The organism is Melittangium boletus DSM 14713 (assembly GCF_002305855.1).
Lineage (GTDB): Bacteria > Myxococcota > Myxococcia > Myxococcales > Myxococcaceae > Cystobacter > Cystobacter boletus.
Genome location: NZ_CP022163.1, coordinates 666,801 through 689,224, shown reverse-complemented (window position 1 = coordinate 689,224; position 22,424 = coordinate 666,801). Strand labels below are relative to the sequence as shown.

Below are 22,424 nucleotides of genomic sequence, written 5' to 3'. Positions count from 1 at the left end.
GCGTGGAGAACATCACTCGAGAGCCGGGCAGGAGGAAGGTGCGCAATGACGCAGAGCGATTTGATGGGTGACGGACTGGCGGAGCTGACGAAGGCGGGCCCGGGCGGGCCCGCTCAGTCCATCGGGTACTTCGCCCGCTTCGGAATCACCGAGACCCTCATCCGGGAGACCCTCGCCGCCGCCCTGTCGCGCGGCGGGGACTACAGCGACCTGTTCTTCCAGCATCGCGTGTCCACCGCCATGTCGCTCGAGGACGGCCGGGTGAGCAAGGCGTCCACCCTGGTGGAGCTCGGCGTGGGCGTGCGCGTCGTCAAGGGAGACCAGACGGGCTACGCCTATACCGAGGACCTGACGCTCGAGGCGATGCGCAGCGCGGCGCGCACGGCGGCGGCGATCGCGGAGGGGCCCTCGCGGCCCGGCCCCCAGCACTTCCACGTCTTCAAGGATCTGCCCAAGCGCTACGTGCTCCAGACGAGCTGGGATGCCGTTCGCCCCGAGCAGAAGCTGCCCCTGTTGGATCAGCTCAACACGGCGGCGTTCAAGGCCGACCCCCGCATCTCCAAGGTGGGCGTGTCGTTCTCCGACGAGCACGGCGCCATCCTCGTGGCCGACAGCAACGGGCGGCTCGTCGAGGACATCCAGCCCATGACGAGCCTCTACCTGTCGTGTGTGGCCGAGCAGAACGGCAAGCGCGAGCAGAACGCCTATGGGGTCGCGGGGCGCGCGGGGCTGGACTTCTACTCGCCCGAGCGGATGGGCCGCATCGTGCGCGAGGCGGTGGGCCGCACCACCATCCTCTTCGAGTCCTCGCAGCCGCCCGCCGGGGAGATGCCGGTGGTGCTCGCCGCGGGCTCCTCGGGCATCCTCCTTCACGAGGCCATCGGCCATGGCATGGAGGCGGACTTCAACCGCAAGGGCACGTCCATCTACGCGGACAAGATCAACAAGCCCATCGCCCAGCCCTTCGTGAACATCGTCGATGACGGCACCAACGAGTACGCGCGGGGCGCCATCAACGTGGATGACGAGGGCAACGTGCCGGACAAGACGATGCTCGTGGAGAACGGCGTGCTCACCACGTTCCTCCACGACTCCATCTCCGCGCGGCACTACAAGGTGAAGCCCACGGGCAATGGCCGCCGCGAGAGCTACCGGCACGCGCCGCTGCCGCGCATGCGCTCCACGTACATGCTGCCGGGCCCTCACAAGTCCGAGGAGATCATCGCCTCGGTGAAGAAGGGCATCTACTGCTCGAACTTCACCAACGGGCAGGTGAACATCGGCGCGGGGGACTTCACCTTCTACGTGAAGAACGGCTACCTCATCGAGGATGGCAAGCTCACGCGTCCCATCAAGGACGTGAACATCATCGGCAACGGGCCCAAGGTGCTGGAGAAAGTGGACATGGTGGCCGACGACCTCGTCATCGACGAGGGCGGGTGGACGTGTGGAAAGGACGGGCAGGGCGTGGCGGTGTCCCAGGGCATTCCCACCGTCCGCGTCGCTTCCATCACCGTCGGTGGGCGCAACTCCTGAGCGAGGCTTTCATGAGCACGACGATCGATACGAACCTGCGGGACACGGCACGGCGCGCGGTGGACCTGGCGCGCGAGCATGGCGCCACCGAGGCGTCGGCCAGCGCGGGCCGCATGCGCGAGGTGGAGGTGCAGTGGCGGGATGGCCGGCTGGACAAGGTCTCCGAGGCGACGACCCGGGGCCTGTCGCTCCAGCTCTATGTCGATGGGCGCTACTCCTCGGTGTCCACGAGCGATCTGCGTCCGGAGGCACTCTCGCGCTTCATCGCCGACAGCCTGTCCATGACGAGGGCCCTGGCGCGTGACGAGCACCGGCGCCTGCCGGATGCCGAACTCTACGAGGGGCGTGCCTCCCTCGATCTGGTGATCGAGGACCCCCGCCAGGCGGAGTTGAGCGCCGAGGAGCGCCAGCGCTTCGCCCGCGAGCTGGAGGAGGGCGCGCGCGCGGCCGACACGAAGGGGGCCATCCTCTCCGTCACCACGGGCTTCGGCGACCTGTTCCGCGAGTCCTACCGGGTCACCTCCAATGGTTTCGAGGGAGGCTCGAGGAGCACGCAATTCGTCGCCTCGGCGGAGGTGAGCGTCCAGGATCCCGATGGCCGCAGGCCCGAGGAGTCGGACTCCGCCTTCGCGCGCTTCTTCGAGGACCTGCCCGCCGCGTCCGCGTTGGGCCGTCGCGCGGGAGAGCGGGCCCTGGGACGTATTGGCTCGACGAAGGGCGAGTCGGCGGTGCTGCCGATGGCCGTGGACCACAAGGTCTCGGGGCGGCTCGTGTCGATGCTGCTCGGCTCGATGTCGGGCGCGTCCCTCCAGCAGAAGCGCTCGTTCCTGGATGGAAAGCTCGGGGAGAAGGTGGGCAGCGACTGGCTCGACCTCACGGACGAGCCGCACGTGAAGCGGGGACTCGGCTCGCGCCTCTTCGACGGGGAGGGCATCGCCTCGCGCACGATGCCGCTGTTCGAGCAGGGCGTGCTGCGCTCGTACTTCATCGACAGCTACTACGGCCGCAAGCTCCAGTGGCGTCCGACGACGAGCTCGCCCTCCAACCTCGCCTGGAAGCTCGGTCCGAAGGCGCGCGCCGGACTCCTGGAGGACCTGCGCGAGGGCATCCTCGTGACGGGCTTCCTCGGCGGCAACTCGAGCGCCGTCACCGGGGACTTCTCCCTCGGCGTCCAGGGCTTCCGGGTGCGGGGAGGCCAGCTCGCCGAGCCCATCAGCGAGATGAACATCTCCGGCAACCAGCTCGACTTGTGGAAGCGGCTCGTGGCGGTGGGGGCGGATCCCTATCCGTACAGCTCCGCCCGGACGCCCACGCTCGTCTTCGAGGGCGTGCAGTTCGCTGGCCGGTAGCCTCCGAGAGGAGGCTCAGGCGGGCTCGATGAAGTTCAACCGGTAGCCATCCGGGTCCGCGAGGGTGATCTCCCGCGTGTGCCAGGGCTGCCGGGTCGGGCCTTCCACGGTGGCTCCGAGCGCCTGGGCGCGGGCGGTGATCTCCTCCAGGCCCGTCGCGCCCACCCGGATGCCGATGAGGACGCCCAGGCCCCGGCGGCCTTCCATCTTCACCGCCGCCGGAACGGCGACCAGGTACACCTCGGCCTGGTTCTCCCAGCGCAGGTGGGTGAAGGGGGGATCCGCGTTCAGGCGTTTGAAGCCGAGTGCTTCGTAGAACCGCAACGAGCGCTCGGCGTCCGACACGAGCACCTTCACGAAGGACGACAGCAGCTTTTCACTCTCCATGCGGGCCGTCTGTATCACGCGAGCGTCCGCCATCGGGAGCGAGACGCCCGCTCCGGCGTGACAGAATGCGCCGCGGATGTGGAGCGCGATGTCATGGGTGTTGCTCGGCTGGCTCGTCACGGCCCTGGTGCTCTGGGGGCTCGGGGCCGGGCTCTGCCGGGTGCTGCGCCTGCCCGGGTCGATTCGTGGCGACGGGTTCACCGTCTTCTGGCTGGGCTGGGCGCTGCTCCTGGTGTTGTCGCAGGTCTGGCACCTCTTCCTTCCCGTGGACGGACGGGCATCCCTCGCCGTCGTCCTGCTGGGAGGGGGCGGTGCCCTCTGGAATGGCCGGAAGCCGCGCGCCTCCGTCCGGCGCCTGGTTCGTGGCCACCGGCTCTTCCTGGGCGGGTTCCTCCTGGCGGCGGTGGGCATGGCGAACCTCGCGCTGGACGCGCCGAGGAACGGGGACACCGGGGCCTACTTCCTCGCCACGGTGCGATGGATGTCCGAGCACCCCATTGTCCCCGGACTGGGGAACCTGTTCGATCGGCTCGCCTTCAACCAGACGTACTTCCTCTACGCCGCCGTCCTCCAGGTCGGGCCGTTCGCGCATCGGGCCCATGCCCTGGCCAATAGCCTGTTGCTGCTCATGCTGCTCGGGCGTTGCCTGTGGGGGGCGAGCCGGCTCCTGCGCGTTCCGCCCCATGCCCGGGCGCAGCCGCTCTTCGCCGCGTTGTTTCTTCCCTCGGTGGTGGAGCGGATTCTGGGGGGCAACTACACGAGCCTGTCGCCCGACATCGCCATCTACTGCCTGGGCTACGTCGTGGGCGAGCTGCTGCTGCGCCTGTGGCTGAGCGCGGGGCGGGCCCCTCGTACCGAGCGCGCCTGGGTGGGGTGCATGGCCTTCTTCTCCGCCGTGGGGCTCACCGTGAAGCTGTCCTGGGCGGGACTCGGCCTGTCGGCATATCTGCTGGCGTTGGGGGTGGGGTGGGCCCGCGCTGGCGAGCGGCGAGTGCTCGTGCGCACCGCGCTCGTGCACATGGTGTCGCTGGGGCTGGGTGTGCTCGGGCCGTGGGTTCTTCGCGGCATCATCCTGACGGGCTATCCCGCGTATCCCAGCGCCTTCGGAGGGCTTCCGGTGGACTGGCGCATCCCTCGCGCGACCGTCGAGAACCTGGTGGAGTACATCCAGGCCTGGGGCCGCCGCCCGGGAGTTCCCGTGCAGGAGGTGCTCTCGAATTGGGAGTGGGTGGGTCCCTGGGCGAGGAGCCTGCTCCTGCTGAATTGGGAGGTGCTCATCCCGGTGTCATTGGGGCTCGCCTCGATGCTCGTGCTGCCGTGGCGCCGGCCGGGTTCCTCCGTGCTGCTGCTGCTGCCACCCCTGGTGGGACTGTTGTTCTGGTTCCTCGGTTCGCCAGATCCCCGTTTCGCGGGGGCGTGTTTCTGGCTCCTGGCGGTCAACGGACTGGTCCTCGCGTTGAACTCTCCGGAGCCGCGAAGCCGGAGTCCATTCGAACTCACGCTGGTGCTCATCGTTTTCGCGACGGGGAGTCTGTTCCTGTCGGCGAACACGCCCGGGTGGCGAAGAGAGGGCTTCCTGCCGCTCCCTCCGCCGGACACGAAGCCCTATCGGACGGATTGGGGCCTGGAACTCCAGGTCGGGCGATGCTGGGACGCGCCTCCGCCATGCTCGGAGATCGCCAACCGGCACCTGCGGTTGCGCGAGGCGGGAGCGCTGTCCAGGGGTTTCAAGGTGGAGACCCACCCCTCGGCGCCGCCGTCGGAGCGCGCGGAGACCTTTCGCGTCTACCGGTGAGGACTCGCTCTCCGGGTGCCCACGGCCATGAGGTCTCCGGTGTCCCTTCTGTTCACGGGTGGGCGTGCGCTCCCCGCGCACGAATCGCTCCCGATGGGAGTAGGGCAGACTGGGAAGAAGGCCCTGGCGCTTCAGATGGCGTGGAGCGAGGCACGGGCAGCGCCCGTCCCGGGGTGGGGGAGCCCAGACGATGGTGCACAAGGAGCCGAGGACAGTGACCGTATCCGGACCCGCGGGGCGCCTCATGGCGACCACGGAAGGCGCCGGGGGTATTCCCCTCCTCTTCGTGCACGATGTCCCAGGCGATCGGACGCATTGGGCCGAAGTGCAGCACGGACTCGCCACCCAGAGTGTCGCGTTCGACCTGCGCGGACTGGGCGAGAGCGGAAGCGCCCATGGTCCTTTCGGCGTGGAGGCCGCGGTGGAGGATGTCGTCGCCGTGGCCGACGCACTCCTGCCCCAGAAATTCGTCCTGGTGGGGCATGGCTTCGGAGCCGCGGTCGCCGGGGCCTTCGCTTCCTACTACCCCGAGCGGCTCTCCGGGCTCCTCTATGTCGAGGCCGCTGGGGACATGCGCCGCCAGCAGAAGGCCGACACGGAGGCCTGGCTCGAGAACTTCAGCGAGGCGAAGTATGGCGCGTTCCACGAGCACTGGCTCGCGCCACTGCTCCTCGAGGCGAAAGAGAAGACGCGCACGCTGGTGATGAAGACGCTGCGCACCTCGCGCCGGGAGGCCATCGCTGGAAACCTGGAGTCGCTCCTCGGCTACGATCCGGAAGAGGCCTTTGTTCTCTTCACGGGGCCCACGCATGCACTGGCGGCCACCACCGGCCCGGAGACGCTGGTGGCCCAGCATCCCTCGATGTCCCATTCCGTGGTGCCGCACGCGTGCCATTGGCCGATGCTGGACGCGCCGCAGTGGTTCCACACGGAACTGGTTCGCTTCCTCGGCCGCTGCAAGCACGAGCACTGAGTCCCGTCAGGCCGACGCATCACCCCAGCGCTCCCGAGCCAGTTGCCGCGTGCGGGCGTTCTCGGACACCTGGCTTAGGAAGCGCTCGCGGACGTGTGGCTCGGGGATGTCGGCGGCACGCGTCCGCACGCACCGCAGGGCCTTGCGCAGGGCGGTTTCGCCTCTGTCGGTGTCTCCCTGATCGAAACAGGCTTCCGCCAGGCACAGGTGCATGGCCACCGCGTACACGCCCTGGACGTTCATCTCCTCCATGTCCTGCACACCCAACTCCGCTACCTGCCGGGCCTCCGCGACACGCCCCTGGGCGCGCAACGCATTGCCGAGCAGCGTTCGCGCATCGATCAGGAAGGTGCGCAGCGAGGCCAACAAGTCGCAGGCTTGTTGGGCATGTCGCTCGGCTGCGGAGGCCACGCCCCGCGCCATCATCACCTGTGCGAGCACGAGTTGCGCGATGCCCCGCCTGAAGGGATCGGCCTCGTTCCCCATCCACTCATTCACCAGGGCATGCGCTTCCTGCCAGTGGGAGGGCTCGGGGCTGTTCGCCAGGGTTCGCAGCAGGTGGTAGCGGACCAGGGAGGTGAAGAGTTGGTTTTCCGTGCCCTGGACCCGGGCCGCGGCCCCTCGTAGGAACTCGAGGGCACCGGGGAGGTCCCCCATCGCGGCCAATGCCAGCCCGATCTGGGCGTGTCCCACGTTGGCGTGGCGCTCCATGCCCGCTTCACTGAAGCCCTTCTTCGACAGGTCTGCCTCCGTGAAGGCCTTCCAGGGGCTGGGCTCGAAGAAATGGAGGTACTGGCTCTTCAGGTTCGCCGTCCAGCCGCGCACCACGGCGTCGTGCTCGATGACCTCGGCCCCCACCCGCATGATCCGGGCCAATGGGATTTCCGTCCCCTTGCGCACGCCGGACCAGAGGGCCGTGCCTCCCAGCCAGGTACACGCCTCGACATAAGCGACCAATGCCTCGGGTTCGGGTTGGGCGCACAGCAGGAGCCGGCTCACCCGGACCACCTGCGTCTGGTCGCCACTGAAGAGGTAGCCCGTGACCAGTCCGCCCGCCAGCCGGCACCACAGCGGACTGCCCGCCTTGAGCTCTTTCAGGACCGGGCCTCCGATCTCCAGGGCCTTTGGCATCTGATCCATCCAGACAAGCACCACGGCCTGGAGCGCGCGCAGCCAGGTCCTGGCTTCGCCATTCACGCCCCCCTCCAGGGCCGTCTCCACGCAGCGCAGCGTTCCCACCAGATCGTGCCGCTCGAAGAGTTGTTCGGCCGCCTGGACGTAGAAGCGCGCCGCGCGTTCGGGTTGGCGACCCTTCTGGTGGTGCGCGGCCACGACCAGGGCATCCGGCTCGCCCACCCGCTCCAACCAGGCCGCCGCGAGCCGATGGGCCGAGGGCAACTGACTCTCGGGCACCAGCGCATAGGCGGCGTCCCGCACCAGGGCATGGCGGAAGTGGTACTCGTCCACGGAGGCGAGGCGGCTGGTGGGCTGCTGGGTGATGACTTCCTCCTCCACGAGCCGCCGCAGGTGCGTCTCCAGTGACGTGTTCTGGGGACCCAGCAACTCCCTCACGCCCTGGGACCAGAAGGAGTGACCGAAGACGCTCGCGGCCAGCAACACATGGCGCACCTCCGAGGGCATTCGCAGCAGGCGCGCCTGGAGGAGGGCCAGGACGGTGCCGGGCACGGCCACGCCGCGGCCCTCGGCCATCGTGCGGATGAGCTCCTCGAGCAGGAGCGCGTTGCCGTCGGACTGCTCCACGGCCTTCTGGACGATGGCGTCGGGCACCTGGGCGCCCAACACCTCGCGCACCAGGCCTGTGCAGGCCTTGCGGCTCAACCCCTTGAGCATCATCTCCTGCAGGTGCCGCGACCACAGACCCGGGAAGGCCTCCTTGACCTCGGGCCGTGCCAACGCGAGCACCATGAAGGGCTGGTCGGCCAGCTCCCGCAGCAACTCGTCCACCAACCGCACCGTCAAGGCATCGCTCCAGTGCAGGTCCTCCAGCACGAGCAGCACCGGTTGGTGGGCGCACTCCGCCTTGAGGAAGTCCACCAGCGCGGGTCCGATCTGGGCGCTCATGAGGCGTGGATCGTTCCGGGCCGCGCGCAGGCGGGGGCTGTCCTCGTCGGGGAAGGGGATGGCGCACAGCTCGCCCAGGAACTCCACCACCTCCTGGGCCTTCGGCAGGTGCGCGGTCACCCGCTGGTGGAAACGAGCGCGGCGTTTCTCCAGGGTCTCTCCGTCCGTGATGCCACAGAGCCGCCGCAGCGCCTGGCCCATCAGGCCGAGGGACGCGCCCGCGCTCATGGAATTCCCCAGGCCCAACAGCACCTGGACGGGCTGTTCCCGTCGCTCGAGCCGGCGCAGGAACTCGTGGCGCAGGCGGGACTTGCCCACGCCCGCCGGGGACATCACCAAGAGGACCCGGGCTTGTTCTTCCTCGATGCAGGAGGTGAGGGTGAAGTCGAGCAGGGCCAATTCCTGCTCCCGGCCGACGCAGGGCGTGGGCTTGCCCATCAGGGGCCGGGATTCATCCGTGCTCAATCGCTCGGTGTGCAGCAGGTAGGTGCTCGTGTCGAAGCGCGAGAGCTGGAAGCCCGGCCCGAGCAGACCCGCCGTCACCTCGTCCATCACCACCTGGGAGGCATCCATCTGGCGCTGCATCTGTTTGAGCAGGGAGCCCGCCCGATCCATGGCGTCACCCACCGGCAGTTGCGCGTTGAGCACGCCCAGGCCGGTGACGAGCACCACCGAGGCCTCGGGCCAGCGCTCCTTGAGGGTCAGCGCGCAACGCGCCGCCAGCGCCGCCTGATCCGTGGCCGTGCCGCGCTCGGGCACCAGCGTGGCCACCAGCGAGCCATCCGCCAGCAATTCCACCTGGGCGCCATGGGGCTTGAGCGTGGTGCGCAGGGCGTCGCGCACCAGGATGCCCTGCTCCTTGAGCGCCGTCGCTCCCGCGGAGTTCGCGGTGCGCAGGGACACCAGGAGCACGCTGACGAGGGTCTGTTCCACTTCCGCCAGGCTGATGGGGGGCGGATGGGCCTCGCCACGGGGCAGGAGGAGATCGGGCACGGACTCCAACGCCGTCAGGGCTTCCAGGAGCCGGTCGGCGTCGGGCAACCGTCGCTGTCGATCCTTGGCCAGCATGCGGTCCACCAGCACCTGCAAGCCAGCGGGAAGGCCGGGACGCAGCGACTGCAGGGGCTCGGGTTCCGTGAAGAGGATCTTGGCGAGGGCGGCGGCGAAGTGGGGCGCGGCGAAGGGAGGCTTGCCGGTGAGACATTCGTAGAGGACGCAGCCCAGGGAGAAGATGTCGGCGGCGGGGGGAATGTCCAGGTGGCTGGAGGCCTGCTCCGGAGCCATGTAGCCCGGAGTCCCCACCACGGTGTGGCTGCCCGTCACGCCCACCAACGAGGGCACCGCATGGCGCGCCAGGCCGAAGTCGAGCACCACCACGTCCTCGGGGTGGCCGCCGCGCAGCAGGAGGTTGGAGGGCTTGATGTCGCGGTGGACGATGCCGCGCTGGTGGGCATGGGCCAGGGCCTCGGCGACCCGGCGCAGCAGGGACAGGGTTTCGGGAAGCGTCAGGGGCTGGCGGGCGAGCCGCTGGGACAACTCCTCGCCCTCCACCCACTCCATGGTCAGGTAGGGCTGGCCGCGCTCGGTGGTGCCATGGGCCACGTGGGCGACGATGCCCGGATGGTGCAGCTTCTCGAGCAGGACGGCCTCGCGGTTGAAGCGGCGCGCCCCCTCCGGAGAGATGGCCGAGTGGAGCACCTTGAGGGCCACCTGCCGGCCGGAGACGCCGTCCTGAGCGCGGTAGACATGGCCCATGCCACCGCTTCCCGCCAACGCTCCAAGGGTGAAGCGGCCATGGATGAGGGTGCCTGGAGCGAGAACATCGAAAAGCGGTGCGGACGGCACCGTCTTGTCGCTGTCCATTTCACGTGCTGCCATGGACGGGACCGTAACATGCCGTCCCGAGCGCCCTCAAAGCGCCGCGTCGCCCCAACGCTCACGCGCCAATTCTCGCGTGTGGGCGTTCTCGGGCACCTGGAGCAGGAAGCGCTCGCGGACCTCCGGCTCGGGGATGTCGGCGGCACGTGTTCGCACGCACCGCAGGGCCTCGCGCAGGGCGCGCTCTCCCGCCGCCGTCTCTCCCTGGGCGAAGCAGGCTTTCGCGAGGGACAGGTGCATGGCCACCGCGTACGTGCCTTGGGAGTTCATCTCCGTCAACTCCCGCACGCCCAGCTCCGTCACCCGCCGGGCCTCCGCGATATGTCCCTGGGCGAGCAACGCGTGGCCGTGCAGTGTCCGCGCATCGATGAGGAAGGTGCGCAGGGAGGCCAGCAACTCGCAGGCACGGCGAGCATGCCGCTCGGCCTCGGGGGCGGCGCCCTGGGCGATCCTCACCCGGGAGAGCACGAGCTGGGCGATGCCCCGCCGGAAGGGCTCGGCCTCCTCTCCTCCTCCCATCCATTCGCCCACCCGGGAGTGTGCTTCCCGCCAGTGCTCGGGCTCGGTGCTGTTGGCCAGGGTTCTCAGCAGGTTGTACCGGCACAGGGCGGCGAAGAGCTGGTTCTCCGCGAGTTGGATATGGGTCACCGCCTCGCGCAGCAGCTCGAGCGCCCTGGGCATGTCCCCCATCGCGGCCCATGCCAGTCCGGCCTGGGAATGTCCCAGGAGGGCATGGAGATCCATGCCCGCCTCGCCGAAGCCCTTCCTCGACGCGTCCGCCATCGTGAAGGCCTGCCAGGGACAGGGCTCGAAGAAGTAGAGGAATTGGTTCTTCAGACTCATCGTCCAGCCCCTCACCACGGCGTTGGTCTCGATGACCTCCGCGCCCACCTGCAAGGCTCGCCGCAAGGGGTTTTCCGTCTGCGGGCGCAGGCCGGACCAGAGCGCGGTTCCTCCCACCAGGGCACAGGCCTCGGCATAGGCGGTCATGGCCTCGGGCTCGGGCTGGGCGCACAGCAGGAGCTGGCTCACCCGGGCCACCTGCGCCTGATCACCTCTGAAGAGGTGGCCCGTGACGAGTCCTCCCGCCAGCCGGCACCACAAGGGACTGCCCGCCTTGAGCGCGTCGAGGACCGGGTCTCCGATCTCCAGGGCCCGCGGCATTTGATCCATCCAGACGAGCACCACGGCCTGGAGCGCGCGCAGCCAGCTCGCGGCCTGACCGCTCACGCCTCCCACCAGGGCCGCCTCCACGCAGCGCAGTGTTCCCACCAGGTCGTGCCGCTCGAAGAGTTGTTCGGCCGCCTGGACGTAGAAGTGCGCCGCGCGTTCGGTCTGCTGTCCGCGCTGGTAGTGCGCGGCCAGCACCAGGGCATCCGTCTCGCCCATCCACTCCAACCAGGAGCCCGCGAGCCGGTGGGCCGTGGGCAGTTGGCTGTCGGGCACCAACGCATAGGCGGCGTCCCGCACCAGGGCATGGCGGAAGTGGTACTCGTCCACGGAGGCGAAGCGGCTGGTGGGCTGTTGGGCGATGACCTCTTCCTCCACGAGCCGTTGCAGGTGCTTCTCCAGGAACTCGCCCTCGGGGCCCAGCAACTCCCGCAGGCTTCCGGACCAGAAGGAGTGACCGAAGACGCTCGCGGCCAGCAACACATGGCGCACGACGGGTTCCATCCGCATCAGCCTCGCCTGGAGGACCGCCAGGACGGTGCCGGGCACGGCCACGCCGCGGCCCTCGGCCATCGTGCGGATGAGCTCCTCGAGCAGGAGCGCGTTGCCGTCGGACTGCTCCACGGCCTTCTGGACGATGGCGTCGGGCACCTGGGCGCCCAACACCTCGCGCACCAGGCCGGTGCAGGCCTTGCGGCTCAACCCCTTGAGCGACACCTCCTGCACATGCCGCGACCACAGACCCGGGAAGGCCTCCTTGACCTCGGGCCGTGCCAACGCGAGCACCATGAAGGACTGGTCGGCCAGCTCCCGCAGCAACTCGTCCACCAACTTCACCGTGAGCGCGTCGCTCCAGTGCAGATCCTCCAGCACGAGCAGCACCGGTTGGTGGGCGCACTCCGCCTTGAGGAAGTCCACCAGGGCCCGGCTCGTCTGGGCGCTCATGAGGCGCGGATCGTTCCGGGCCGCGCGCAGGCGGGGATTGTACTCGTCGGGGAAGGGGATGGCGCACAACTCGCCCAGGAACTCGGCGGTCTCCTCGGCCTGGGCCTCTGGCAGGCGCGCGGCGACGCGCTGGTACAGCCGGGCGCGGCGCTTCTCCAGGTTCTCGCCGTCCGTGATGCCATAGAGCCGCCGTAGCGCCTGGCCCATCAGGCCAAAGGAAGAGCCCGCGCTCATGGCGTCTCCTTGCCCCAGTAACACCTGGACGGGCTCCTTGCGTCGCTCGAGACGACGCAGGAACTCGTGGCGCAGGCGGGACTTGCCCACGCCCGCCGGGGCCATCACCAACACCGCCCGGGCCTGCTGCTCCTCGATGCAGGAGGTGAGGGTGAAGTCGAGCAGGGCGAGGTCCTGCTCCCGGCCGACGCAGGGCGTGGGCTTGCCCATCAGGGGACGGGATTCATCCGTGCCCAGGCGCTCGCCATGCAGCAGGTAGGTATTCGCGTCGATGCGCGAGAGCTGAAAACTGGGCCCGAGCAGACCCGCCGTCACCTCGTCCATCACCACCTGGGAGGCGTCCGGCTGGCGCTGCACCTGCCGCAACAGGGAGCCCGCCCGATCCATGGCCTCGCCCACGGGCAGCCGCTGATTGAGCACGCCCAGACCGGTGACGAGCACCACCGAGGCCTCGGGCCAGCGCTCCTTGAAGGTCAGCGCGCAACGCGCCGCCAGCGCCGCCTGGTCCGTGGCCGTGCCGCGCTCGGGCACCAGCGTGGCCACCAGCGAGCCATCCGCCAGTAATTCCACCTGGGCGCCATAGGGCCAGAGCGTGGTGCGCAGGGAGTCGCGCACCACGATGCCCTGGTCCTGGAGCGCCGTCTCCTCCTCTCCCGTGTCCTGCATGTGCAAGGACACCAGGAGCACGCTGACGAGGGTTTGTTCCGCTTCCGCCAGGCTGATGGGGGGCGGATGGGCCTCGCTGCGGGGCAGGAGCAATTCAGGCACGGACTCCAACGTCGCCAGGGTCTCGATGAGCCGATCGGCGTCTTGCAGCCGGCGCAGGGGATCCTTGGCCAGCATGCGGTCCACGAGCACCTGCAAGCCGGAGGGAAGGCCGGGACGCAGGGACTGCAGGGGTTCGGGTTCGGCGAAGAGAATCTTGGCGAGGGCGGCGGCGAAATGGGGCGCGGCGAAAGGAGGCTTGCCGGTGAGACATTCGTAGAGGACGCAGCCCAGGGAGAAGATGTCGGCGGCGGGGGGAATCTCCGGTTGGCTGGAGGCCTGCTCGGGCGCCATGTAGCCCGGAGTCCCCACCACGGTGTGGCTGCCCGTCACGCCCACCAAGGTGGGCACCGCGTGGCGCGCCAGGCCGAAGTCGAGCACCACCACGTCCTCGGGGTGGCCACCGCGCAGCAGGAGGTTGGAGGGCTTGATGTCGCGGTGGACGATGCCGCGCTGGTGGGCATGGGCCAGGGCCTCGGCGACCCGGCGCAGCAGGGACAGGGTCTCCGGGAGCGTCAGGGGCTGGCGGGCGAGCCGCTGGGACAACTCCTCGCCCTCCACCCACTCCATGGCGAGGTAGGGCTGGCCGCGCTCGGTGGTGCCATGGGCCACGTGGGCGACGATGCCCGGATGGTGCAGCCCCTCGAGCAGGGCGGCCTCGCGGTTGAAGCGGTACACCACCTCCGGCGAGATGGCCGAGTGCAGGACCTTGAGGGCCACCTGCTGGCCGGAGACGCCGTCCTGAGCGCGGTAGACATGGCCCATGCCGCCACGTCCCGCCAATGCGCCCAGGGTGAATCGGTTGTGGATAAGGGTGCCTGGAGCGAGGACGCCGGGAGGCAGTGCGGACGGAAACGTCTGGTCGTTGTCCATGAGTACGCTGGCGGCCCCCCGCGCCGTGACGCGGTTGGCGGTTCACGGGCTGCCAGTCTCGGGAGCGTATCACTCCGCTTAATGGGTCCTCAACGGAGGCCCCGGGAGTCCTGAAGAGGATGAGGCCGGAGCCACGGGGTGTCCCCCCGCGACGTCCGGCCTCGGAAGCGGCGTTGCCTGTTAGAAGCGCGCCTGGAGCAGCAGGTTGAAGCCGAGCGCGTGGGGCTCCTGGAAGCTGGGCTGCGCGATGCCCACGGCGTCGTCGCGGAAGGTCGTCCGGTTCGGGTCGTAGGTGTAATAGACCTCGCCCACGGTGGCGACGCTCTCGGAGAGGTCCCAGCGGAACGTGCCCTTCGCGGAGAGGATGGGCTCGGCGAGGCAGATGGCGTTATTGGAGCCGCACGTGGTGGGCAGGATGCTCAGCGTGCTCACGTCCCGCACCACCACGGTGCGCGTGCCGGTGAAACCCTGGGGAGGGATGTTGCCGCCCAGGAGCGGCTCCGGGCTGCGGAACGACGAGGGCTGCTGCACGCCGATGATGAAGCCCGGGGTGAAGTGCAGCGCGGGGATGTTGTAGTCCGCGCCCGCCGCGAGGAACATCTCCGGGCTGACCTCGGTGCCCTTGGGGAACTCGCTGAAGGGCGGCAGGCCGGGCACCTCGAACTGGATGAAGGACAGGCTGCGGTAGAGGCCCAGCAGGTGGAAGCGCCAGTAGTTCCACTTGGCGCGCGCCTGGAGCGCCACGGCGGTGGCCGCCTGCGGCACCGTGCGGCCGAACACGTCGGGATCCGACAGCGTCTGCACCAGGTAGCTGCCCTCGAGCGACACCGAGTAGGACAGGCCACCCGGGTACTGCTCCGGGGCGAAGAAGCGCTGGTAGACGTCCGGATCGTTCTTGTAGAGCCGGAAGTCGATGCTCGTGCCGACGGGCACGCCCACGTGGTAGACGCCCTGCGCGGACACGCCCGCGGAGTTCACCGGAGCGCGCACGCTCTGCGCGGCCAGGCCCGGGACGATGCCCTTCTGGAAGTAGCCGCCGCCGGCCTCCAGGCGCAGCGTCTCCAGCACGTCCCAGCCGGCGCCAGCCAGGAAGCCGTAGAGTGATTCCTGCTCCTTGATGAGATCGTTGAACACGAGCGCCGTCTTGGCGCCCGCGTACGCGTACCACCTGTCGCGCGTGAGCTGCAGCTTGGCGCCCGGCACACCCGCCTGGGTGGCGCGCGTGGTGAAGACGCCGCTGCCACCCCAGGAGATGCGGTAGGCGTAGCCGAGCCGGAAGCGGTCCGCGGACACGGGGAAGCCGGTCAGCGACAGGCCCTCGTTCTCGCCCCAGCCCTGGGGCCGGTAGTTCAGGCGGATGTAGCTGGAGTTGTCCCGGAGCGAGATGTCTCCCGAGGGATTCTCCAGCACGAGGATGGTGAGGGCGGCCTCGGTGGTGAGGCCCTCGAAGAACGCCGGCATCCGCTTGTAGAGGACGATGTTGGACAGCGTCTCGAAGCCGGAGAACCGCGTGTTGAAGTTGTCGTAGAACTGGGTGTTCTGCAGACCGCCGCCGAAGCGGGCCGTGGGGCTGTTGGGCGTCGTCTCTCCGGCGTTGGCGAAGACGTTGTCGTCCGCGAAGGCGAAGGACAGACGGGTATCGACGAAATCTCCGGCCCAGGCGGGAGCGGAGAGGGTCATCAGCCCGGTGAGGGCCAGGGTTCGCAGCGTTCTCAAATTCCCTCCAAGGCGCGGCGAGGGGACGCCGCTCCTTCCTGGCGCCCCGGAGAATGGGGCGCTCGCGTCTGGCTTACGTCTTCTACGTTATTCGCACGGCAGGATGGGCTTCGGGCACTCCAGGCCCGCTCCCGGATGGCAGCACAGGTCGCCCGCGTCGCGCGGCATCACCATCCACCGGGGACGCGCGGCCTGCACCTGGCGCAGGTGGCCCACGACGTCGAAGGTGGCTCCGTGAATGAAGCGGCACTGGCGGGCGCGCTCGGCGTTGGTGTCACCCTCGTCGCAGTCCACCTGCAGGTCCGGCACGGCATCCCGCGTCGTGAGGAGCAGGCGGGTATGGGTATTGGCGGACACGAGGCAGCGCGGCTCGGGCTTCTGGCCCTCCGTCGACTGCTGGGCCAGGAAGGCCACGTGGCCCTCGTCCTGGCGCACGATGAGATCCTTGCGTTGACGGGCCGGCAGCAACTCGTCCGTGTTGCTCGCGGTGACGGTGGTGGCGCCGAAGCGCACGTAGGCGTCCTGCTCGCACCACACGCTCAGCTCCGTGCCCGGCGCGTACCCCTCCGGGGTCTTGCCCGACGTGCTGCCCGACAGGGTCACCGCCTGGGCCCGCTTGGGCAGGGTGCCATCCAGGCCGGCTTCACGGGGCCCGGGTCCCGCCATCTCCACCACGAACTGACCGAAGCCCGTGTACTGGGTGCGCTCGGCGCAGACGGTGTGGGTGAACTCCCCCGAGCCCGTGGTGCAATCCGCGTTGCACTGACGCTCGGCGGCGTCGGGATCCACGCTGGGGTTGGACGTATCGCAGTTGCCCCAGATCCAGTTCCCCGCCGAATCCTTGGTCTGACAGAAGGAGGGGACGTTGGCGTCGCCGTTGAAGTCGCAGCTCTTGAACACCTTCGGGAAGCGCACCTGGCGCAGCTTCACGAGCCCCGACTCCAAGCTCTCCATCTTGAGGTTCTTGTTGTTGTAGCCGCAGAGCACGTCGGTGATGAAGGGCTCCAGCACGTCGTCCAGGAAGCAGTGGCGCAGGTTGATCTCCACCGGCGGGTTCTTCTTCAGGTGGACATCCCATTCCTCCTGGGGCCGCAGCCGCACGTGCTCGCGCACCGTCCACGAGGGGAAGGTGAGCTGCGTGGTGGAGGTGAACTCCTGGATGGAGCCCGCCAGCGTCCACAGCAGATCTCCAGGGTAGAGCCCCTCGGGGAAGCTGTAGTTGTAGACGAACATGGAGCCGAACGTGCCGGGCAGGAGTCCAGTGGGCTCGGGGACGCGAACGCCCGCGGCCGAGGTGGTGTTCTCGGAGACGGGGCACGCGGTGATGTCCGTGACGAAGAAGCCCGAGGGATCCGTTCCCGTGACGAGCAGGGTGACGTCCTGATCGTCATTGATGCCAGGACAGTCGCGCTTGAGCGCGCCGCCGGACTCGGGAGTGCGGCCGATGGTGACGAACTGGTTGACGAAGGGCGAGGTGCGGTTGTCGAAGCCCTGCGGCGTCTGGATGGCGGCCAGCGTGGGCTCCTGGAAGAACAGGGGCTGGGAGGAACTGGACGCGTAGGTGCGCGACTTGGGCTCCTCGGGCAACAGGGAGGTGTCTCCCGCGACGGTGCCGTTGGTGTAGAGCAGCTTGACGGGCTCGTCCGCCACCAGGACGCGCACCTCCCCATAGAGGTGATTGGCCCGGAGCTTGCCGAGACCCGTGCCCTTGTTGAGCATCACCCAGGCGTAGCTGTAGTTGCCGGCGAGGTCGCCCGGATCCATCTTGAAGCTGACGGGTCCGTTGAAGTCGAACGGCTCGCCGCTCTTGCCCAGGGCGGTGACGTTCACCTGCATTTCCACCTGGCCGGGGGGAATGGCGTAGCGGCAGTCCGGCGTGCCTCGCACTTCCTGGGGGACCTGCTCCAGCGTGCCGTTGTAGCGCTTGAGGCAGGCGGGCACCACGGGCAGGGGCTGGAGGGTGTTGTCGTCGTTCACCGTGGACAGGCGCTGGACTTCCACCCGGAAGGAGCCCACGCCCGAGAGGGGGGGCGACTCCACGCTGTAGCAACCGGAGGCGGCGGCCGCGGTCGCGGCCAGCACGAGCCAATGCGTCTTCATTACTTCACCTTGCGGCCAATGCGGCCGTCCTCGGAAGCGTTGGCGATGGGCATCTTGACCGGGTTCTCACAGAAGCTCTTGAGCTGTCCCGTCACCGAGCCGCACTCCTGCGCTCCGGAGATGACCTCGCGACAGTAACAGCGGCCCGCGTAGGGGCCCTGGGGCATGTTGCACGTGGCCTGGATGATCTCCGGCGTGAGCCCCTGCACCTGGCAGCGCTCGGCGGCGTTGGCGGAGGACTTGAGCAGATCCTGACAGGTGCACTCGCCCACCTTGCGTGCCAGCGCGTCCTGGAACTCCTGAGCCTGGCGGCACACGTTGCGCAGTTGCTCGTCCACCACCCACCTGCCATCGCGCAGGGCGCCGCAGTGCTCGCCAGCCGTGGAGGTCGTGCGGCCCGCGTTGATGTCGTCACAGGTGCAGAAGCCCTGCATGTAGCCGATGAGCGAGTCGCGCAGGGAGATGCCCGTCTCCTGCCGGGTGGTGTTGCGCTTGAGCACGTTGAAGCCCGAGCCCCCCTTGGCGATGTAGTCGTTCACCGCCACGCGGTACATGCCGTTGGGGTTGATGGGATTGCCGTTGATGGAGATGTCGATGGCGGGGTGGGCGTAGCAGCGGCTGCCGTCGACGTCCTCGAGGCACTGCCACGGGGCATGGCCCTCGCGGCCCGTCTGGGGGCAGTCGGTGGCGGCCTTGCCCTGCACGCAGGCCGTGCGCAAGTCATTGAGCTGCACCTGGGCGCAGTCCATGGTGAAGCGCGCGCCGGAGATCTGCGCCTGGCTCACGCAGCCGCGCTCCGCGGAGCGCTCGGTGACGAAGTCGAGCATCTCCTGAATCTCCGTGCCCGACAGGTTCATGATGTTGATGGTGTTCTCGAAGGGGAACACGTTGAACATGGACTCCTGGGAGACCGCGCCCGCGTAGAGGTTGTCGCGGATGCCCAGCGAGTTGGTGAGCGCCATCTCCGCCTCCACCGCGCGGCGCTTGCGCATGGAGTCCGCGGTGATGTTGCCCAGCGGCGAGTCTCCACCCGAGGAGCTGTTGCGGCGCTCGAGGTTGCGCGGTGCGTAGGAGAAGATGGAGGTCAGTTGCAGCCGGAAGTCCATGCCCAGCAGGTAGGACTGCATCAGGTCCGTGGTCTCGCGGTCCTCCAGGGACTGGCACTTCGCCAGGGCCTCGCGCACGCCGGGCGCGTTGATGAACTGGCCGGTGGTCCAGTAGTTGTCCTTGTAGTAGGCGCGCATGGCGTCGTCGCACCACAGGCCATCCAACGGGAAGGCGCGGTAGGTCTGGCTGACGACCTCGGCTCCGTCCGGACCCCGCTCCTGCGCCGTGGGCACCTTCACGATGAGATCCAACCGGCCCACGTACTTGGCGAACGCGCCCGAGTGCGCCAGCACCACCTTGCGGCCGCTCGGATCGCTCAGCTGCTGCGGCGGGTTGAGCACCACGTGCAGGTGGCCGCCCAGGATGACGTCCAGTCCGGACACGCCCGGGATGAACACCTTCACCACCGCCTGGGGCTGGCCCTCGAGCTTCGGGTCCGCCCACTCGAGAATCTGCCAGGGCTCCTGGGCACGCTCCAGGAAGGGCTTGGCGCGCTCGTACTCGTAATAGGCCTCGTAGCCGCGGATGAGATCCTGATCCTCGGTGAGGCCCAGGTGGCTGGTCACCACGAGCAGGTCCACCACCGGACGCAGCATCTGCACGTAGGCGCGCGCGACCTCGTTCTGCTCCAGCGGCGTGGCCTGCAGGGAGTTGCCTCCCTCCACGAGCGAGTTGAGCGAGGAGATGTTGGCCATGCCGATGATGCCCACGCGCAGTCCCTTCATGTTGCGGATGACGTAGGGGACGCTGTTGAGCAGGGCCTGCTTGTTGCCGGGATCGCGGGGGCTGTCCCAGGCGTAGTTGGCGGCCATGAGCGGGAAGCTCGCGAAGTCACGCGCCTTCTGCACGAAGTTGCCAAGGCCCGCGTCGAACTCGTGGTTGCCGATCACCGCCGCGTCCAGCTGCATGCGCGAGAGGAACTTGAACTCGGCCTCGCCACTGAAGAGGTTGAAGATGGGCGCGCCCTGGAAGCAGTCGCCCGAGTCCAGGTGCAGCAGCCGCTCCGCCCGTGCACGCTCGCGCTTGAGCACGGCGCCCATGCGCGTGGCGCCACCGAAGGGGCCCGCCTCCGGGACGATCCCCAGGTCCGTGTCCGTCTTCAACGGCGCGAAGTCATAGGGGATGAGCCGGGAGTGGATGTCGGAGGTATGCAGGAACGTCAGACGGACTTCCTGACCCGAGAGGTCAATCTCCTCTCCTTCCATCACGGGCATGCACGAGGCACAGAGCAGGACAGAGAGAAGTCCGGGCAGGAGGCGTCGCATCAGGGGGGAGGATCCGGGGGCAGGTGAGGAAACTGACTGCTAGACGACGGCGCAAGGTACGAGATCATCTGGGGGTGGGCAAGCAACCCCCCCGCGTCGGGCTTTCGCCCAGGGAGCAGGCATGCGATCGAGCAGTCAGGCCGCGGTCACGGATATCGAGATCATCGAGGATTTCTCGTCGACGGCGAAGTGTGACGAGGGCTTCCTGCGCCTGCGTCGGCTGCGGTGTCAGAACCGGCGCGCGGACGGCACGGCGTCGAAGGTGTACCGGGTGGATGTGGTGGACCGGCCGCGCCTGGATGCGGTGGCGGTGGTGGTGTACCGCCGCGGTGCGTCGGGGCTGGAGGTGCTCACGCGGATGAACCTGCGGCCCGCCGCGTACTTCCGCCGGGGCAAGGACATGACGCTCCCGGACAACGCGTCCTACCTGCGGGTGGAGGAGATCGTCGCGGGACTGCTCGAGCCCGAGGACAAGGGCGAGGCGGGCCTGCGGCATCGCGCGGCGGAGGAGGTGCGCGAGGAGGCGGGCTATGCCGTGAGACCGGAGGACGTGCGGCTGCTCGGGGCGGGTTTCTTCGTGGCGCCGGGCATCCTCTCGGAGAAGGTGTTTCCGGCGGCGGTGGACGTGACGGGCGTGGCGCCGGGCGTGCCCCAGGGTGACGGCTCGCCGTTGGAGGAGGGCACGCACCTGCTGTGGCGGCCCCTCGGCGAGTTGCTGGCGATGTGCCGGCGGGGCGAGGTGCCGGACGCGAAGACGGAGCTGTGCCTTCAGCGACTCCTCGCCGAGCAGGCGTGAATCAGGGGGGCGTGATTGGCGATGAGGCGCCAAGGCGGGTAGGGTGCCCGGCGACATGCACGACGCTGCTCCTTCGTCCTTGCCGCCTCGGCCAGAGTACTCGCGGGCCTTCCGCCTGCGCCGCGCCCAGAACTGGCTCACGCTGGGCACCATGTACGCGGCCATGTACATGGGCCGCTACAACTTCTCCTTCGCCAACGCGCGGCTGTCGGAGACGTATGGCTGGAGCAAGCCGCAGGTGGGCGCCATCATCAGCGCGGCCACGCTCATCTACGGCATCTCGGCCATCTTCAATGGGCCCTTTGCCGACCGCATCGGTGGGCGCAAGGCCATGTTGCTGGGCGCCGCGGGCGGCACGGTGTTCAACCTGGCCTTCGGGTTGGGGGCGTACCTGGGCTTCCTCGGCACGGGGCCGCTCCTGCTCGGCTACCTGGCCACGGTCTGGTCGCTGAACATGTACTTCCAGTCCTACTCGGCCCTGGCGCTCATCAAGGTGAACTCGGGCTGGTTCCACATCAGCGAGCGCGGCGTGTTCTCCGCCATCTTCGGCTCGATGATCCAGGGAGGACGGGCGCTCATCTACTTCATCGGGCCGCTGCTGGTGCTCGCGCTGCCCTGGCAGTTCGTGTTCTTCGTCCCCGCGGCGGTGATGACGGTGCTGGGGTTGCTCACCTTCTTGTGGGTTCGCGACGCGCCGGACGAGGCGGGGCTGTCCCCGCTGGACACGGCGGATGCCTCCAGTGGGTACACGGGCAAGGTGGATCTCAAGTACGTGGCGCGGGTGGTCTTCACCAACCCCGTGACGCTCACCATCGCCGCGGCCGAGTTCTGCACGGGCTTCGTGCGCCACGGCTTCGAGCAGTGGTTCCCGCGCTACATGCAGGAGGCGCAGAAGCTGCCGCTGGACAGTCCCGTGTTCCAGAAGGGCGCCACGGGCGTGGTGCTCGCGGGCATCGCGGGCGCGTTCGCCGCGGGCTTCATGTCCGACCTGCTCTTCAAGGCGCGCCGGCCGCCGGTGGCCTTCATCGGCTACGTGCTCCAGGTGGTGTGCATGGCCGTCATCTGGAAGGCGCCGAGCATCAACCTGGTGATCGCCGCCTTCGTGGTGAACTCCTTCTCCATCAGCATCGTGCACTCCATGCTCTCGGGCACCTCCTCCATGGACTTTGGCGGGAGGAAGGCCGCGGCCACGGCGGCTGGCATGTTCGACGGCATGCAGTACGTGGGGGGCTCGGTGGTGGGCGTGGGCATGGGCTGGATGCTGGAGCACTTTGGCTGGGGCGCCTGGGGCCCGAGCATGATCGGCTTCTCCGCCGTGGGGGGCGTGTTGATGCTCACCCTCTGGAACGCCCGCCCCAAGGCGCACGCGGCCCCGGCGGCGCCCGTGGCCTCCGGGCCGGCGGCGGACTCCTCGAAGGAGCACTCCCGGACGGGAACCGGCGGATAGTGGCGC

At 68.8% G+C, this 22,424-nt stretch carries 12 protein-coding genes; 6 read left to right on the top strand and 6 right to left on the bottom strand.

Going from position 1 to position 22,424, the window contains the following annotated elements; genetic code table 11:
• The first annotated feature begins 45 nt into the window (after nt 1-45).
• The gene (locus MEBOL_RS02940) at nt 46-1,536 is read left to right on the top strand and encodes a TldD/PmbA family protein (RefSeq protein ID WP_245919409.1); all 1,491 of its coding nucleotides are present in this window, start codon (nt 46-48) and stop codon (nt 1,534-1,536) included.
• A gap of 11 nt (nt 1,537-1,547) precedes the next feature.
• A complete protein-coding gene (locus MEBOL_RS02935; protein ID WP_095975980.1) occupies nt 1,548-2,885 on the top strand; it encodes a TldD/PmbA family protein in 1,338 nt (445 codons plus the stop codon).
• Between the two features lie 15 nt (nt 2,886-2,900).
• On the opposite strand, the gene MEBOL_RS02930 is transcribed toward MEBOL_RS02935, so the two are convergent.
• On the bottom strand, nt 2,901-3,272 hold the full coding sequence (locus tag MEBOL_RS02930; protein WP_157774728.1) for a VOC family protein: 372 nt from the start codon (nt 3,270-3,272) through the stop codon (nt 2,901-2,903).
• An 88-nt stretch (nt 3,273-3,360) separates the two neighbouring features.
• On the opposite strand from MEBOL_RS02930, the gene MEBOL_RS02925 reads away from it, so the two are divergent.
• Together MEBOL_RS02925 and MEBOL_RS02920 are read left to right on the top strand one after the other, a co-directional pair.
• Nucleotides 3,361-5,067, top strand: a complete 1,707-nt coding sequence (locus MEBOL_RS02925; protein ID WP_095975978.1) for an LIC_10190 family membrane protein — start codon at nt 3,361-3,363, stop codon at nt 5,065-5,067.
• Between the two features lie 244 nt (nt 5,068-5,311).
• Complete coding sequence (locus MEBOL_RS02920; protein ID WP_245919408.1) at nt 5,312-6,040, top strand: alpha/beta fold hydrolase; 729 nt, start codon at nt 5,312-5,314, stop codon at nt 6,038-6,040.
• A 6-nt stretch (nt 6,041-6,046) separates the two neighbouring features.
• Here the strand turns inward: MEBOL_RS02920 and MEBOL_RS02915 are convergent, their stop codons facing one another.
• The 5 genes from MEBOL_RS02915 to MEBOL_RS02895 form a co-directional block, all read right to left on the bottom strand.
• Entirely contained in the window at nt 6,047-10,000 is a 3,954-nt protein-coding gene (locus MEBOL_RS02915) for a serine/threonine-protein kinase (protein ID WP_245919407.1), read from the bottom strand.
• Between the two features lie 33 nt (nt 10,001-10,033).
• Complete coding sequence (locus MEBOL_RS02910; RefSeq protein WP_095975975.1) at nt 10,034-13,987, bottom strand: serine/threonine-protein kinase; 3,954 nt, start codon at nt 13,985-13,987, stop codon at nt 10,034-10,036.
• A gap of 180 nt (nt 13,988-14,167) precedes the next feature.
• The gene (locus MEBOL_RS02905; RefSeq protein ID WP_179956373.1) at nt 14,168-15,703 is read right to left on the bottom strand and encodes a hypothetical protein; all 1,536 of its coding nucleotides are present in this window, start codon (nt 15,701-15,703) and stop codon (nt 14,168-14,170) included.
• An 87-nt stretch (nt 15,704-15,790) separates the two neighbouring features.
• Nucleotides 15,791-17,803: a hypothetical protein gene (locus MEBOL_RS02900; RefSeq protein WP_095975974.1), complete on the bottom strand. Its 2,013-nt coding sequence runs from the start codon at nt 17,801-17,803 to the stop codon at nt 15,791-15,793.
• Nucleotides 17,803-20,175: a bifunctional metallophosphatase/5'-nucleotidase gene (locus tag MEBOL_RS02895; protein ID WP_095975973.1), complete on the bottom strand. Its 2,373-nt coding sequence runs from the start codon at nt 20,173-20,175 to the stop codon at nt 17,803-17,805. The genes MEBOL_RS02900 and MEBOL_RS02895 overlap by 1 nt, the downstream gene beginning before the upstream one ends.
• Nucleotides 20,176-20,296: 121 nt before the next feature.
• Between MEBOL_RS02895 and MEBOL_RS02890 the strand changes: the two genes are divergently transcribed.
• Entirely contained in the window at nt 20,297-20,971 is a 675-nt protein-coding gene (locus MEBOL_RS02890) for an NUDIX hydrolase (protein ID WP_095975972.1), read from the top strand.
• Nucleotides 20,972-21,026: 55 nt separating this feature from the next.
• The gene (locus MEBOL_RS02885; protein ID WP_095975971.1) at nt 21,027-22,418 is read left to right on the top strand and encodes an MFS transporter; all 1,392 of its coding nucleotides are present in this window, start codon (nt 21,027-21,029) and stop codon (nt 22,416-22,418) included.
• Nucleotides 22,419-22,424: the final 6 nt, after the last annotated feature.

Coding starts and splice junctions, on each gene's coding strand:
- MEBOL_RS02920 (WP_245919408.1), top strand. CDS start 5,312: ATGGCGACCACGGAAGGCGCCGGGGGTATTCCCCTCCTCTTCGTGCAC.
- MEBOL_RS02935 (WP_095975980.1), top strand. CDS start 1,548: ATGAGCACGACGATCGATACGAACCTGCGGGACACGGCACGGCGCGCG.
- MEBOL_RS02915 (WP_245919407.1), bottom strand. CDS start 10,000: ATGGCAGCACGTGAAATGGACAGCGACAAGACGGTGCCGTCCGCACCG.
- MEBOL_RS02900 (WP_095975974.1), bottom strand. CDS start 17,803: ATGAAGACGCATTGGCTCGTGCTGGCCGCGACCGCGGCCGCCGCCTCC.
- MEBOL_RS02910 (WP_095975975.1), bottom strand. CDS start 13,987: ATGGACAACGACCAGACGTTTCCGTCCGCACTGCCTCCCGGCGTCCTC.
- MEBOL_RS02925 (WP_095975978.1), top strand. CDS start 3,361: ATGTCATGGGTGTTGCTCGGCTGGCTCGTCACGGCCCTGGTGCTCTGG.
- MEBOL_RS02895 (WP_095975973.1), bottom strand. CDS start 20,175: ATGCGACGCCTCCTGCCCGGACTTCTCTCTGTCCTGCTCTGTGCCTCG.
- MEBOL_RS02940 (WP_245919409.1), top strand. CDS start 46: ATGACGCAGAGCGATTTGATGGGTGACGGACTGGCGGAGCTGACGAAG.
- MEBOL_RS02930 (WP_157774728.1), bottom strand. CDS start 3,272: ATGGAGAGTGAAAAGCTGCTGTCGTCCTTCGTGAAGGTGCTCGTGTCG.
- MEBOL_RS02890 (WP_095975972.1), top strand. CDS start 20,297: ATGCGATCGAGCAGTCAGGCCGCGGTCACGGATATCGAGATCATCGAG.
- MEBOL_RS02885 (WP_095975971.1), top strand. CDS start 21,027: ATGCACGACGCTGCTCCTTCGTCCTTGCCGCCTCGGCCAGAGTACTCG.